The organism is Spirosoma pollinicola, from assembly GCF_002831565.1.
Lineage (GTDB): Bacteria > Bacteroidota > Bacteroidia > Cytophagales > Spirosomataceae > Spirosoma > Spirosoma pollinicola.
The window spans coordinates 1,982,717-1,997,517 of sequence record NZ_CP025096.1; the positions used below are offsets into that span (position 1 = coordinate 1,982,717).

The window sequence follows — 14,801 nt, forward strand, 5'->3', positions numbered from 1 at the left end:
CACCCAATTTTCAACGAATCAAACTGAGCGGCCCCTGCTTTTGACCAGACTTTACCTTTCCATGTTGATTTAGCCGGTATTGTATACTCCAGGCATACACGCCCGTATCGCAACGTTCGCCGTGATAATAGCCATCCCACTCAAACGGCGCAGTTTTAGCCTGAAAAATAACCTCCCCCCAACGGTTGAAAATGAGGAGCGATGTAATTGTAATATCACCGCAGGCATACGCCAGAAAGATATCATTCTGCCCATCGCCATTGGGCGTAAACGTGTTGGGCGCATACAACACGCAATCGCAGGCGCCATAATCGATCATGACCGAGTCCGTAACGGTAGCGCAATCATTTTGAACAGAGGCTTTGTACACACCCGAACTACTAACTGTTCGGTCAACACCAGCAACCTGGTCCAGCCAACTAAACTTACCCTCGGCAACCGTTGGCTTAATCGTAAATAATTCCGCTCCACATAGCTCCTGATCGGGCCCTAATTCCAGTTGAGGACGCTTGACATAGTGTACCTGAATCGTATCTGCCGCTACACAACTGGCCTGTGTTACCTGAATACTATATTGACCCTCCTGCCTGACCGTGAAGGTATTTTTCCGGGAACCATCCTGCCATCGATACGCTGATGTAGCACTGGCCGGAACATTCAGCGCGAGTGTTTGCCCGTTGCAAATTGTGGTGTCGGCTCCCAGTTCGAAGTCGAGCGAGTAGTCGACGGTGATGGTATCGGTCAGCGTTTTGCAGGTTGTTACGGCTGTTACGGAGTATTTACCTGGCTTGGTTACCAGCAGCGTAGGGTTGGTACTACCATCACTCCAATAGTAGTAAGAGGCCCCTGGCGTTGTGCCATCGAGCAACAGCGTACTTTTATGACCGCAAAGCGTAGTGTCTTTGCCCAGGTCAAGAGTAATGGGAACCAGTGAAATATCGTCGATAACTAAATAGTTGGAATAGCCCAGAAAAGGGGCATCCTTATAAAAGCTGCCGATTGTTACATATTCTTCCCCCCCTTTGGCCAGTAAAAAACCGGAGATGCGTTGCCACTGTAAGCGAGCAATGGTATTTTGAGGTTGGGTATCCAGAATTTGCGGGCGCACCGGCAATCGGTCGGTTGTTGTGCGGTCAATGGCCGGATTGACCGAAAAATAAGCGCCCATCGTTTCTGTCAGGTATTTACCGGGCGAATCGGTCGCGATAAACATCTCGAAATAGTAGCAATCATTGGCTTTAAGCGGCTTTTTCAGGCGAACGCCCATATATTCATTGAAGCCTTCGGCATAAAACAATTGTCCCAAACCCTGGCCCGAATGGGGACGCATGAGCATTTGCGCCGACGAAAAACAATCGTGAAAAAAATCAGGGGTAGCTTTCGTAGGATTATACCAGGGTGTCGCTTCTACGAGTTGATTTTGCTGATGCGGGCAATTACGATACGTTTCAAAGCCACCATTGGGAATGAGGTTTTGCCCTACAGCCAGTTTAGGAAGAAATAGTATAAACCAAACCAGCAGCCAACTATATCCGTTTTGCATAGCCCAAATGCCATTGCCTTGGGATGGCATCGATTGTCGAACGACCAAACAAGGGGTATCTAAGATACAGGTTTTTTCCCAATACGGAAGATGGGCGGGTAAGGTTGCTTGTCAATTGGCACAAAAGCCGCGAGCCACCCTTATAGAGAGTGGCTCGCACGGTGTGGAGGTATATCTTTTATTTGGTACTGAACCAGTGTTTGCCCAGAGGCAAACCTGGTTCAGCAAGAGGAAGGTTTGTGTAAATGACTCAATAAAAGTAACGGGTGTGCCTACTATTCGCCCGAAAAAAGCAGTGGACAACAGTAATTGGTAAGTGAACTGGCCAAATTAAGATGTGAACAGTTTTTCAACTATCAGAAAGTTGATCGAAACAGGTTGCTTGTATACAGCATACGCTCGTCAGTAATGATTAAATCGCTGTAAAAAGTCTTCCTTGTAGCTCCGGCTTAACGGCAATGATTGTGTGCCGATACTTAATTCAACATCGTTAAACGAATCCACTTTATGAATGTTGACAGCATACGATCGATGAATACGAACCAACGCAGGCAGATTCATGCGTTCCAGAATGCCACTCAAAGTTAACCGAATGACATATTTTCGATTGGCCGTAACAAGGGTTGTGTACACGTTATCAGCTTCCAGATATAGTAAATCACCCGTATTTATCTTGACGAACTGGTAATTCTGTTTGACAAATAAGTGGTCATTGATTTGTAAAATTGATTCCCGGTCTCGTGTTGCGCCCCGTTCCAGAGGCATAGCTGCTACCGGAACAGGTTTTATGCGCTGGCCAAAATTATGGATCGCCAGCTCGATAGCAGTTCTCAGGCTAGCCAGTTGGTAGGGTTTATTCACATAAGCCGCTGGGTATGTTTGTTTAGCCCGTTCCAGCGTTTCTCGGTCGGTAAGAGCGGTTAAATAAATGACAGGGATGGGGCGTTCAGCAGTCATTCGTCGAACGGTTTCGATGCCGTCCCAATCGCCTTTGATCGTAACATCACAAAGCAGTAAATCAACCCGTTGCCGCTGAAACAAATCGAGTGCTTTCCGGCCATTGTTAGCAATTCCTACAATGAAGTAGCCGTCGGCTTCCAGGCTATCGCTCAATTCCATAGCCAGAATACCCTCATCTTCAACTATTAATATATGTATACGTTCGTCACTGTTCATTAAAGGTTTCGGTTTTTCGGGATGGATCAGGTCTAACGTTAAGCGCTATCGAAACAAGGATTTATAACTAACCCTTGTTTCGTGTACATTATTTTCCAGCACGGCAACTTAGAAAATAGGTGTGTCAGTCAGCGAGTATATTTACCCATTGGTCTCGAAAATGCGTAAATGGCACCGAATGCCTGTCTAAAACAATATATTAACTTATATTGTTGCATGTTGTTAGAATACGGCCCGACACTGTGTGCGTATATTAACCTATACTCTGTGTGGACGGGAAAGCGAATCCAGGGAAGACTTCGTTGGTGTTTCTCTGCTATGGTCTCAGGCCGCCACACGGGTTTGTGGTATATGCAGTCGGCATAAGGTACCATTGTTGCTATACAACTCAAATTGACCTTCTAACTGCTCGGTGAGCGAAGTGACCAGACGTCTTCCGAAAGATGCTCGGTTGCCTGATGTATGCCAATCGGTGGTTTTTATACCGGGACCATTATCCTGCACTTCCAGTGTAATACCAGGGTGTGAGGAGCCATCCGCATAATCCAGTTTAATGCGCAGGAACGGGCGCTCCTGATGTGCAAAGGCATACTTAAACGAATTTGTTATCAGTTCGTTTACGATTAATCCAAGCGGCATCGCTACATCGACATCAAGCTCTTCCAGCGCTACATCAACCTGAAGGTCGAAGGTGGCAGGTTCATAGCCGTAAGCCTGCATAAGACTTTCGGCCAGATCGGTGAGGTATTCGCGTATATTAACGATAGTTACCTTATCGGTCTGGTACAACCGCTGGTGAATGAGCGACATGGCCTGTACACGTTGCTGTCCTTTCCGAAGGGCCTGTATAGCTTTCTCATCTGTCAGGCCATTCGCCTGTAAAGTAAGCAGGCTCGACACAATGGCTAAATTATTTTTAACCCGGTGATGCAATTCTTTCATCAGCGTACGCAACTGGTCAGACTGGCTGACAAGTTGTTTGCTATTGCTCGTAATAATCTCATTTTGAGCAGACAATCGCCGATTTGCCCTGCGCAACGCCCAGTACAAACCTACTAAAATACTTAGCAACAGCCCCAGTAGCCCCAGGATACCCGCCATATATTGAACTTTTCGTGTCTGCTGCTGGCTTTGCTGATCGAGAATTGAAATTTGATTAATGCGTTTCTGCGTTTCGTACTTAGCCTGAACCTCGGCTATGGCCCGTGTTTTTTCAATATCGGCAGCGGCTCGTATCTGCTCGATTCGTCGACTTTTTTCAGCCTGAATAGCCGCAATCTCTTTCTCTTTGATCGACTCGATCCGCGCAATTTCCCGAGCCTTAGCCAAAGCCAGATTTGCCTGAATAGTGGCTAATTCATTGGCTTTTTTTAGGGTATACTGACCTTCAAGGCGTGCTATCGTACGTGTTTTGTCAAGGTTCATCAACGAATCTTCGATTCGTTTCTGCTGTACACTGTAATAATAGGCCTTATCATATTTCCCCGTGCTTGCATACATCTGCGACATCATTTTATACACAGACCGGGTCAAGGGCGCGTCCTTACTGGTTTCGACGAGGGCTATTGCTTTTTCACCATATTTTATGGCCTGTTCAGGCTTTTTCAGGGCCAGGTAGGCAGTCGACAAGTTGCGGTAGTTATGTACAAGACTGGTTGTTCGGTTCAGATCCAGATTGATAGCCAATGCTTTGTTCAGATACACAATGGCCTGATCATACTGACCCTGCACCGTATAGTTTTTACCAAGATCATTATAAATAACCCGGTAAGCTTCTGGTTTGGCATGAATCGCGTCGTTGATAACCAGTGCTTTAAAGAAACAGTCTTTTCCTCTTTCAAACTCACCCAGGTCTTCGTAAATGATGCCCAGATTAACGTAGTTTTCAGCCAGAAATCGGTTCGCCTTCAACGCTTGATTAATACTGATAGCCTGAAACATATAGGAGCGTCCCTTTTCGAGGTGAGCGCGTACCTTCTGGTCTTCGCCCATCGTTTTGTAGAGCAACCCCAGGTTATGGTACACTTTCGCCACTGAACCAAGCTTATGACACCTCGTAAAATAATTTATAGCTGCCTGAGCACATAAGATTGACTCTTCGAATAAGCCCTGATGCAATCGTACGACCGATGTAAGCAAATTGTAATCCCCTAACCCAGCCAGATAATGTGTCCGCTGGCAGTGACTTAACATGGGTTTCAGATAGTACAGCGCCGAATCGAGCTGGCTTTGTTTGTAGAAGGTATTTGCGATATCGTAGTACGTGGCTGCCCGGGCTGTATCGGGCATTTTCTGTCTCAGTGTCGTTTTAAGACTGTCAATCAAGCGACGCTGGGCCTGAGCAGGGTAGTTTATTATCAGTATAAGTGCCAGCAGGCAACCCAGAACCCCCAAATGTCTTTTCATACTGAAGAACGAAACGTTATTGAGTAAAAGAGGCACTATTCGTTATGCTATTGTATAACTACAGGGAAAGATACGACAAAATTTAAGTTGTCCGGTGGTTAACGTATGTAATCGAAAATGGGACTTACTTATATTTTTTGTGCTGATTCACTGGCGTTTACAAGCTTTTATAGCCTGTTTAGCACCGTTGGCATCATTTTGCATTCAGTTTATTAAAATCGGCCCAGCGTTTTACGCGCAGATTAATAAACCGTTTCAAGTACAGCTCATTCAGAAACGTATTCGACCAATCGTCAAATCGCTGCATTTGAACGCCCAAATAAAAGAAATACACACTCAACCCTAACATGGGCAACAGTCTTTTTTCTTCATCGCTGATTTTGGTAATCGACTCGTATCCAGCCAGAAAACTTTCTTTCTTTTGCCTGAATTCATTCTCGTCGGTTTCTGTACTATGAATCTGCAAAATGTAATACGCAATGTCGAGACACTGCATGCCATTCCCGCAGAAATCAAAATCGAAGAGGGTTATCTGCCCGTCTTTGTCAATATTGAGGTTATCGAACCAGATGTCTAAATGCACCACTCCCTGCCGTGTTTTCGTTAAATCGATACCCGCAAACTCAGCTAACAGGTATCGTTGGGTATCCAACATAAATCGCATTTCGGGCGTATTCGCTGGAAGAAATAACGCCAACTGCTTCAGAGAATCAACCAGTAAACGTTGGGGCGTGTATGTTACGCGGTCTAGTGTCAGGTTATGCGTGAGCTGATGAAACCGCGCCATAATCTGCCCAAGTTTATAATGGAGATCAGCGGAGAAGGTCAACAGTTTTTCGCCTTCGGCAAACGAGAACAGAACGCCAAATCGCTTGCCCTCGGGCGCGGCTATTTCCTGAATATACTTCCCCGCTGCGTCGGCCAAGGTATAGGAAACAGGCAGACCGTTTTCTTGTAGCAGCGTTAATAGTTTTATTTCTTCGCCAATGTCGGTTTCCGTTCGCCAGTTCAGGCTGTACACCCGAAAGATCGCCTTCGTCAATCCACCGGTAACCAGATACGAATGGTTTACACCGGCTTTTACTAACTGGCACGTTGCCGTTGGCGATAAGTTATATGCACGCTGTAGAAATTGAGCGAGGTGTGTTTTCGATAAAATGGATGAGGTTACCGGGAAGGTGGACATGAGCGGGCCGTAAAAAAATTCACAAGCGTATTACGTTAGCCCCGTTTAAAGAAAAGGCTAAGTCTATTCGGGCAAAAAATGGTAGTGTAATTATCGGAGCTGATATGCTGCTCAATTAGCAGGACTGTACCGGGCGGCATCTATAATTGACCACAGATGAATGATCCATCCCATCAGGAAAAACCAAAGGGCACCGGCCAGAATAAATTGCAGAATCGCCATCAGCAAACGGCCTTGCAGAAGTTGCCCTAAGCCCGGAATAAAGAAGCTACAAAGAGCAGCGAGTACATTACCACCCGAACCTTGACCAGCCATCGTGTTTGTGTATTAATTTTTTAAACAATTTAGAGAATTTTGTTATAAATCAAGCCCTTTCTTTAGTCGGATTTTTTCAATATCTCTCTTCTTATTCTCTGACATTGACAATAGTACATAATCTATGCTCCAATCCTCAATATGCTCAAATCTAGTCTGCCAGAAAAATATTCTCAACCGGATCAAATTATAAACTTTATTAGCAAGTTCAACTAATATTTCAATTTCATCCATTGTAATATATTGAGTTTTGGATTTTTTGTCTATGTGTGCGTAAACTTGGTCCCTCAATGCAATGACTCTATTAATCAATTCATTATGAGAGCTTAATAGGCTTCTAACTTCAACAACTAAGCCTACAACTTCAGATTTCCCCTTCACCTCTTCAGTTAATTTATCTTGGTTGCTTTCAAATAGTTCTTTCAAACTAGCTCCATATTCTGATGTTTCTAACTTATTGCATAGTCTATGAAAGCTCCTTTTTTCGTTTTTCTTAGGACTGAACAGTTTAGAAAGCTGAATAACAGATATAAACTTTAATTGATATATATGATGTTGAAAAAAACCATGTTCTTTAATTTTTCCCTCAAATTCGTATTTATCAATGAATAGTCTATTCATATTTTTGGCAGAAATATTTAGATCAATTATTAAATTACTTTGATCTTCTAAAAATGCTTTGATCTCCTGAAGTTCTAACATTGCTAGTATATATATAGATAGTAAGAAACAAAAAGTGTCGGGTCTGAGGACCCGACACCACAAAATTCTACATAGTAGTTCAATCTTATAATCCCAATACTTTCTTATTGAAAGCATCATCAGCACCAGTTCCGGCGAAGTCGTCGAATGCCCGTTCGGTAACGCGGATGATGTGATCCGAAATAAACGGTGCTCCTTCGGCGGCTCCCTGCTCCGGGTGTTTGATGGCACATTCCCATTCCAGAACAGCCCAGCGGTCGTAGTCGTACTGCGCTAGTTTAGAGAAGATACCAGCAAAATCTACCTGACCATCGCCCAGCGAACGGAATCGGCCAGCCCGCTCAACCCAACCCTGATACCCGCCATATACACCCTGCTTACCCGTTGGGTTAAACTCGGCATCTTTCACATGGTAGGCGAAAATACGCTCGTGGTAGAAGTCAATGAATTGCAGGTAGTCAAGCTGTTGCAGCACAAAATGGCTCGGATCGTAGTTGATACCGGCACGGGGGTGATTGCCCACTTTTTCGAGGAACATCTCGAAGGTGATACCATCGTGCAGATCTTCGCCAGGGTGAAGCTCATAGGCAAGATCGACACCCGCTTCGTCGTAGGCATTCAGGATCGGCAACCAACGGTCGGCAAGTTCTTTGAATCCTGTCTCGACCAGACCCGCCGGGCGTTGCGGCCAGGGGTAAACGAATGGCCATAACAAAGCGCCCGAAAAGGTTGGACTGGCTACCAGACCAAGGTTCTTGCTGGCTTTGGCGGTCATCATCAACTGATCAACAGCCCAGGCTTGTTGATCTTTTGGCTTACCCGCCAACTCGGCCGGACCGAAGCCATCGAACATGGGGCCATACGCAGGGTGAACGGCTACGAGTTGCCCTTGCAGGTGCGTGGCAAGTTCGGTGATTTCAACGCCGATATCCTTAAGTTTGCCTTTTAGCTCGTCGCAATACGTCAGGCTTTCAGACGCTTGCTTCAGGTCGATCAAACGGGAGTCCCAGGTTGGAATCTGGATACCTTTGTAGCCCAGATCGGCCATGTATTTGGCAATCGTTTCAAGCGAATTAAATGGGGCCGTATCGCCCAGAAACTGGGCAAGGAAAATGCCCGGACCTTTCATTGTTTTCATATCGATAAAGAGCGAAAGAGTGAAAGAGTGAAAGAGCGGAGGAGTAAAATCACAGACGGATTAGCACTCTTTCCTTCTTTCGCTCTTTCACTCTTTATTTCAGTCGCTCGCTGTTTTTCTTGATTTGGCTAAAATTTTCAGTATTTGATAACCCTCATCCATTAATTCTTGTAAGCGATGCTCGGGAATAATTTCAGTGAATACAAAGGTTTCCAGCCAGAAAAGAGATTCATCTAATTCTTCGAGTACAATACTGAGTTTAGCAAAGTATTCTTTTTGGCTTCTACCCCGACGAACAGCTCTAAAATTAGCCGCAGCCGATGAAGAGGAGCGAATAAGCTGATGGCCAAAGTGCTGCGCATCATAATCCTTAGGAAGAGTCCGGCAGACCTTAACACATCGAAGCATAAACACTTTAAGCCTTTTTTCAAGGTCATCCAGAAATTGGCCTTTTGAGTGAGCAGAATAATCTACCCAAGCCTCACTCACTAAGTCTCCTTCCTGATCCATGTTATTAAGGTTGCTTACGTTCCATCATTCGCTCTTTCGCACTTTCACTCTTAAATCTCCACCCACCCCTGTTTGCGGTTGGATTCGAGGATTTTTTCGCAGATAAGCAATTCGCGGTAGCCGTCGGCGAAGGTTGGGTACGTTGGTTTCTCGGGTTGTTTTCCGGCAGCAATGGCGTCATATACTTCTTTGAACAACTGCTTCGATGTGTCAGGGAAACCTTCGTTGTGGCCACCGGGAAAACTAATTACCGAGCGGGCTTCGGGGTGAGCCAGCGATGGGTCACGCATGAACGATTCGTTGGCACCGTCGCGGTTACCGATCCACATTTCGTTGGGGGCTTCGGAATTCCAGGCAAACGTTTTCTTCGAACCGGCAATTTCCAGTTTCATCTGGTTTTTCCGACCTGCCGATACCTGCGATACTGTGATAACACCCCGGTTTCCGTTGTCGAACCGCAGCAACACGTTGGCATGATCTTCGGTATTAATGGGAACATCGGCGTAGTCTTCGGGTTGCAGCATCTTACCCGAATACGTTTCAACGGGCTTGAGCGGCTTCTTCCGTAACTTGTGAATCGTGTTGAAGTCGGCCATTACAGCAACGGTTTTCAGGCCCGTGATGTATTCGAGGCTGTCCATCAGGTGAGAGCCGATATCGGCAATAGCCCGCGAATCGCCCGATTTATCGGGTTCCAGACGCCAGTTGTAATCCGTATCATAAAACAGCCAATCCTGTAGATAGGAACCAATTACTGAGTACACATCGCCCAAAGCATCCTGCTCGCGCATGACCTTCATCTGACGAACCAGCGGGTAATAGCGCAGGTTGAAATGCACCGCATTGACCAGACCCGTTTGGGCGGCCAGTTCAACCAGTTCTTTGGCTTCGTGCAAATCTTTGGCTAAAGGCTTTTCGCACACAACGTGCTTACCGGCCAGCAAAGCCGCCTTCGACTGCGAGAAGTGGAGGAAGTTGGGTGTACAGATGTGTACGACCTTAATGTCTTCCATCGCCAGCAGTTCATCGAACGTACAGGACCGTTCGATACCAAGCTGATCGGCTTTCTGACGAGCCAGTTCGGGTGTTACTTCACAAAGGGCAAGGACATTTGTGTTAGGAAGGCGACGCAGGGCTTCGATGTGCGCGGGCCCGATGAATCCAGTGCCAACGACACCGATATTGATTTTTTGCATGATTAGGGGTTAAAGGTTATGCCACAGAGATGCCCAGAGTAACCACAAAGACACACAAAGATTTTTAATACATTCTCTGTGTATCTCTGTGGTTACTCTGTGCATCTCTGTGGCCCAACATTTTTCATTACTGTACAAACTTAGTCCACTTTTTAGAATCATCCTGGCTCGACGCAATGACGGTGTCGATAAAGGCCAGACCACGAACGCCATCGGCGGCTTTGGGGAAATCGTAAATAGGGTCAGGATCGCGGCCTTCCATATTGGCTTTTACTGCGTAAGCAAAATTGCGATACAGATTGGCGAAGGCTTCAAAGAATCCTTCGGGATGACCAGCGGGCAATCGCCAGTGAGCCGATGCCGATGCCGACAGTGTGCCCACGTTTGGCCGGATAATCCGTTGGCCTTCCTGGGTTTTATATTTCAGGGTATTAGGCTCCATCTGGTGCCATTCCAAACCGCCCAGTTCGCCCCAGACGTAAATTTTCAGCGAGTTTTCTTCACCATTGGCAACCTGGCTGGCGTGCAAAACACCTTTAGCCCCGTTATCGAAACGCAACAGCACGTTACCATCGTCGTCAAGTTGGCGGCCCGGCACAAATGCCGTTAGGTCGGCACAGAGCTCGTCAATTTTCAGGCCTGTAACATACTCGGCAAGATTTTCGGCGTGGGTACCAATGTCGCCCATGCAACCGGCTGCCCCTGATCTGGCCGGATCAGTACGCCAGATGGCCTGTTTGTAGTCGTTATGTTCTTCATCCTTCGAGAGCCAGCCCTGCGGGTACTCAACGACAACTTTCCGAATTTTACCGAGTTTGCCATTCCGAACCATATCGCGGGCTTCTTTCACCATCGGGTAACCGGTGTAATTGTGCGTGAGTCCAAACACCAATCCCGATTTTTCGACTATGCCTGCCAGTTCTTTGGCTTCGGCCAAGTTCAATGTCATGGGCTTGTCGCACATCACGTGAAAGCCATTTTCGAGCGCCATTTTAGCCGGCGGAAAGTGCATGTGATTCGGCGTAACGATTGTCAGGAAGTCCATGCGTTCGCCTTCAGGCAGTGTTTTTTCCCGCTCAATCATCTCCTGAAACGAAGCGTAGACCCTATCTTCGGGTAAATACAGGGCGTGGCCAGTTGCTTTCGATTTATCGGGCGATGAACTGAAGCAGCCACAGACCAATTCGATTTCACCATCGAAACCAGCGGCTCGGCGGTGAACAGCACCAATGAAAGCATCGAGGCCTCCGCCAACCATACCCATTCGCAATTTTCTATGCATTGGTATTTGAGTTGAGAGTAAACAGGTTAGAAAAGGGGATTACGGGTCTGGGTTTACTGTATTAAGCGTATGGTAGCCTGACTCGCCAGCTCTTTTTTGCGCCAGTCCACTACAAACCGAATAGAGTAACCAGTAAACCTTTCCTTTTACGACCGAAAATTAGCTGTTTTCTCTTATTTTTCGGAAAATTTGCACAAAATCGACAACTTAGTAGGGAGTTTATTCCCTCCGTTGTCTTTTAATTTTTAATTAAACCTGTAACTAAACTCACTAAATACCTCTCTTACAGAAAATGAATCAAACTGTAAATCCCTCGCGCCTGTTTTTGGCTAGTTGCTTAGCCATTATAACAACGGCCTTCTCGTTTAGTATCAGGGCCGGTATCCTCCCTCAATTGGCCACTGACTTTGGTCTAACTGCCGAGCAGTTAGGGTTCATCAACTCGATGTTCTTTTTTGGTTTCCCTATTTCTATGGTCATTGGCGGCATCGTGTATCACTCGGTTGGCCCCAAAATCATTATGCAGGTAGCCGTTGTAGCGCACACGCTGGGAATTTTGATGACTATTTATGCGGGTGGCTACATAGGCCTGTTATTCTCGACATTCTTCATTGGCTTCGGTAATGGCTGTACAGAAGCGGCCTGTAACCCAATGATTGCCGACATGTACCCCAGCAACAAGCTGAACAAAATGTTTGGCCGGTTTCACATGTGGTTTCCCGGAGGCATTGTTATTGGTAGTCTGATATCTAAATTTATGACCAGTGCAGGCTTCTCCTGGCAGGCTCAAATCTGGGTCCTTATGCTTCCAACGGTAGTGTATGCATTCCTGTTTTTCGGTCAGGCTTTCCCAAGACCAAAGGTAGAAGGCGTTACATCGTTAGCGAAAAACTTCCAGGCTATGCTAACCCCTTTATACGCGGTTCTGTTCTTCTGCATGGCCCTTACAGCCATCACCGAATTCGGACCTAACCAGTGGGTAGCCGTTGTCTTGAGCAGTAGCGGAGCAGATGCCATGCTTGTTTTAGCCTTGACATTCGGCGTAATGACGATTGGACGGCTTTTCAACGGTCCGGTTGTTGCACAATTCGGTCAGACGGGTGTTTTACTTGGCGGGGCAATTTTAGCTACCATCGGTATTTATATGTTCAGTACCGTTACCGGCCCAATCGCCTATGTAGCCGCTGTTATATTTGGCCTCGGCGTATGTTTCAACTGGCCAACCATGATTGGGTTCGTGGCTCAGCGGGTTCCTTTGAGTGGAGCACTGGGCATGTCGATTGTTGGTGGCGTGGGCATGCTTTCCACGTCTATCTTCCAGCCTTTTATTGGCCGCTGGATTGATGAAAATCACACCGAAAAAGCAGCGGCAGGTCTTACTGGCTCAGCCCTGGAATTGGCAACCGGACAAGCAACGCTGGCCACGATGATGACATTCCCGATTATTCTGATCTTTGCCTTCACCGCCCTGTTTTTCTGGATGCGTAATCGCAAATCAGGCCCTATCGATGAAACGGTTGTAATGGAACAGCCACAGTTATAGGTTAACGAAGTATATTTTACATTAATGAAAATGCCTAAAACTTAACAGTTTTAGGCATTTTCATTAACTAAACAATTAAAAATCAATTAATTAGCCACTATCTATTAAACCTAACGGTCTGTTTGTTGTCAGTTACTTATCTTCCTGATCTAACTTTCTTAATATAGCAGGCCGTGGCTTTACTCGATGCGTACATAACGCCCCTGACAGCGTATCAGGTTGCTCATTTGCTTAGGCGGGCTACGTTTGGCCCTACATCCGATCAACTTAAAAATCTGACGGGGCAGACGGCCGCCCAGATTGTTGCGAAGCTTTTAACCGATCAACCAGCGCCTGCTCCTCCACTCGATCCAGCAACGAGCAAACCGTTTATTGATCAGCCCTTCGATTCGGTTAATACCGCCAAATTAAACGTTTATGTTAAAATGTGGTGGGGTAATTTGATGCTCAATCAATCGGTGTCACTGCTCGAAAAAATGACCCTTTTCTGGTCTAACCATTTTGTAACAAACAGTCTTACTGTTAAAGATTATCGATACATGTATCGGTATAATACTTTACTTCGGCAGTATGCATTGGGCAATTTCAAATCTTTCGCCGTGGCGATTACGCAGGACCCGGCCATGCTGCGATTTCTGAATGGCGATCAGAATATAGTTGGAACAGCCAACGAAAATTACGGCCGTGAGTTACAGGAACTTTTCACAATTGGCCGAAACGGTGGGTACACGGAAGACGATGTCAGGTCTGCCGCTAAAGTTCTTACTGGCTGGGTTGATACAGGCTATCGTGACACAACGAATGCCGCCATCAGTAGTTCATTTAAGTCAACACGGCATGATACAACTGACAAAACTTTCTCGGCTACTTATCAAAACACTGTTATTAAAGGACGATCAGGAGCCACAGCCGGTTTGGATGAGTTGAACGATTTACTGGCCATGATTCTTCGACAGGCCGAAACATCCCGCAATATCTGCCGGAAACTTTACCGCTGGTTTATCAATGCCGATATTCCGGAGGCTGTTGAAACAAACTTTATTCAGCCGCTTGCTGAGTTATTCCACAAAAGTAATTTCGACATAAAACCAGTCCTGAATGCGCTTTTTCAGAGCCAGCATTTCTTCGATCAGTCTTTGCGAGGAGCCGTTATCAAATCGCCAACCGATTTAGTTGTCGGCACGTTACGCTTCTGGGGGGTGCAAGCCCCGGCGCCAACCCAAAACATAAGTGGTTATTATCAGATTGGAAATTATATCTACGCCCGCGTGCTGGAACAGCAACAGGATTTGCTAAACCCGCCTACCGTATTTGGCTGGACGGCTTATTATCAAACAGGCTATTATCAACAGTGGATCAATTCCAATACGCTGGGACTACGCGGCTACTTCGGCGATGCGCTCACGACCAATGCCTTAAAGTTAACTGGCAAACCCGTTATTGATATACTGACGTATGTTAAGACGCTCTCCGATCCAAGTGATGCAGCCAAACTGGTAAATGACTTAACGACTCAATTGCTGGCCCTTCCGCTTGATCAAACCCAGAAAGATTTTTTGACGGATACTATTCTACTCAATTCCATTCCGCGTTATGAGTGGACCAGCGAATGGAATGACTATGCAAATGCGTCAACCGATGATGCTAAGAAGCAGGCCGTTCAGATTAAGTTGACGGCTCTTTTGCAATACATTTTTCGCATGGCCGAATATCAGGTAATTTAGCGAAAGAGCGAATGAGTGAAAGAGCAGCTAACGCGTCGTTTCATTCGCATTTTCATTATTTTGCTCATTCACTCTTTCAC

12 protein-coding genes are annotated in these 14,801 nt (G+C 46.2%); 2 read left to right on the forward strand and 10 right to left on the reverse strand.

The features are described from left to right. Nucleotides 1–10 precede the first annotated feature (10 nt). The 10 genes from CWM47_RS08425 to CWM47_RS08475 form a co-directional block, all read right to left on the reverse strand. On the reverse strand, nucleotides 11–1,543 hold the full coding sequence (locus tag CWM47_RS08425) for a T9SS type B sorting domain-containing protein (RefSeq protein ID WP_100993790.1): 1,533 nt from the start codon (nucleotides 1,541–1,543) through the stop codon (nucleotides 11–13). Nucleotides 1,544–1,945: 402 nt separating this feature from the next. Beyond that, nucleotides 1,946–2,719 carry a response regulator gene (locus CWM47_RS08435; RefSeq protein ID WP_100987560.1) on the reverse strand — a complete coding sequence of 258 codons (774 nt, stop codon included), beginning with the start codon at nucleotides 2,717–2,719 and terminating at the stop codon, nucleotides 1,946–1,948. A gap of 324 nt (nucleotides 2,720–3,043) precedes the next feature. After that, the gene (locus CWM47_RS08440; RefSeq protein WP_100987561.1) at nucleotides 3,044–5,125 is read right to left on the reverse strand and encodes a tetratricopeptide repeat-containing sensor histidine kinase; all 2,082 of its coding nucleotides are present in this window, start codon (nucleotides 5,123–5,125) and stop codon (nucleotides 3,044–3,046) included. A 193-nt stretch (nucleotides 5,126–5,318) separates the two neighbouring features. Continuing rightward, entirely contained in the window at nucleotides 5,319–6,311 is a 993-nt protein-coding gene (locus CWM47_RS08445) for a phosphotransferase enzyme family protein (RefSeq protein WP_100987562.1), read from the reverse strand. A 111-nt stretch (nucleotides 6,312–6,422) separates the two neighbouring features. Next, nucleotides 6,423–6,626, reverse strand: a complete 204-nt coding sequence (locus tag CWM47_RS08450) for a hypothetical protein (RefSeq protein WP_100987563.1) — start codon at nucleotides 6,624–6,626, stop codon at nucleotides 6,423–6,425. Nucleotides 6,627–6,668: 42 nt separating this feature from the next. Then, the gene (locus CWM47_RS08455; protein WP_100987564.1) at nucleotides 6,669–7,328 is read right to left on the reverse strand and encodes an AbiU2 domain-containing protein; all 660 of its coding nucleotides are present in this window, start codon (nucleotides 7,326–7,328) and stop codon (nucleotides 6,669–6,671) included. Nucleotides 7,329–7,413: 85 nt separating this feature from the next. Next, on the reverse strand, nucleotides 7,414–8,466 hold the full coding sequence (locus CWM47_RS08460) for a sugar phosphate isomerase/epimerase family protein (RefSeq protein WP_100987565.1): 1,053 nt from the start codon (nucleotides 8,464–8,466) through the stop codon (nucleotides 7,414–7,416). A 99-nt stretch (nucleotides 8,467–8,565) separates the two neighbouring features. Continuing rightward, nucleotides 8,566–8,976 (reverse strand): four helix bundle protein, encoded by a 411-nt coding sequence (locus CWM47_RS08465; RefSeq protein WP_100987566.1) that lies wholly within the window; start codon nucleotides 8,974–8,976, stop codon nucleotides 8,566–8,568. A 50-nt stretch (nucleotides 8,977–9,026) separates the two neighbouring features. Next, entirely contained in the window at nucleotides 9,027–10,172 is a 1,146-nt protein-coding gene (locus tag CWM47_RS08470; protein WP_100987567.1) for a Gfo/Idh/MocA family protein, read from the reverse strand. A gap of 127 nt (nucleotides 10,173–10,299) precedes the next feature. Next, nucleotides 10,300–11,436 carry a Gfo/Idh/MocA family protein gene (locus tag CWM47_RS08475; RefSeq protein WP_100987568.1) on the reverse strand — a complete coding sequence of 379 codons (1,137 nt, stop codon included), beginning with the start codon at nucleotides 11,434–11,436 and terminating at the stop codon, nucleotides 10,300–10,302. Between the two features lie 310 nt (nucleotides 11,437–11,746). Between CWM47_RS08475 and CWM47_RS08480 the strand changes: the two genes are divergently transcribed. Together CWM47_RS08480 and CWM47_RS08485 are read left to right on the forward strand one after the other, a co-directional pair. Continuing rightward, nucleotides 11,747–12,997: an MFS transporter gene (locus CWM47_RS08480; protein WP_100987569.1), complete on the forward strand. Its 1,251-nt coding sequence runs from the start codon at nucleotides 11,747–11,749 to the stop codon at nucleotides 12,995–12,997. Between the two features lie 173 nt (nucleotides 12,998–13,170). Next, entirely contained in the window at nucleotides 13,171–14,721 is a 1,551-nt protein-coding gene (locus tag CWM47_RS08485) for a DUF1800 domain-containing protein (RefSeq protein WP_100987570.1), read from the forward strand. Nucleotides 14,722–14,801 lie beyond the last annotated feature (80 nt).

Excerpts from the sequence above, each read along its gene's own strand:
- CWM47_RS08465 (WP_100987566.1), bottom strand. The coding sequence starts at position 8,976 with ATGGATCAGGAAGGAGACTTAGTGAGTGAGGCTTGGGTAGATTATTCT.
- CWM47_RS08440 (WP_100987561.1), bottom strand. The coding sequence starts at position 5,125 with ATGAAAAGACATTTGGGGGTTCTGGGTTGCCTGCTGGCACTTATACTG.
- CWM47_RS08475 (WP_100987568.1), bottom strand. The coding sequence starts at position 11,436 with ATGGGTATGGTTGGCGGAGGCCTCGATGCTTTCATTGGTGCTGTTCAC.
- CWM47_RS08480 (WP_100987569.1), top strand. The coding sequence starts at position 11,747 with ATGAATCAAACTGTAAATCCCTCGCGCCTGTTTTTGGCTAGTTGCTTA.
- CWM47_RS08445 (WP_100987562.1), bottom strand. The coding sequence starts at position 6,311 with ATGTCCACCTTCCCGGTAACCTCATCCATTTTATCGAAAACACACCTC.
- CWM47_RS08435 (WP_100987560.1), bottom strand. The coding sequence starts at position 2,719 with ATGAACAGTGACGAACGTATACATATATTAATAGTTGAAGATGAGGGT.
- CWM47_RS08425 (WP_100993790.1), bottom strand. The coding sequence starts at position 1,543 with ATGCAAAACGGATATAGTTGGCTGCTGGTTTGGTTTATACTATTTCTT.
- CWM47_RS08460 (WP_100987565.1), bottom strand. The coding sequence starts at position 8,466 with ATGAAAACAATGAAAGGTCCGGGCATTTTCCTTGCCCAGTTTCTGGGC.
- CWM47_RS08470 (WP_100987567.1), bottom strand. The coding sequence starts at position 10,172 with ATGCAAAAAATCAATATCGGTGTCGTTGGCACTGGATTCATCGGGCCC.
- CWM47_RS08450 (WP_100987563.1), bottom strand. The coding sequence starts at position 6,626 with ATGGCTGGTCAAGGTTCGGGTGGTAATGTACTCGCTGCTCTTTGTAGC.
- CWM47_RS08455 (WP_100987564.1), bottom strand. The coding sequence starts at position 7,328 with ATGTTAGAACTTCAGGAGATCAAAGCATTTTTAGAAGATCAAAGTAAT.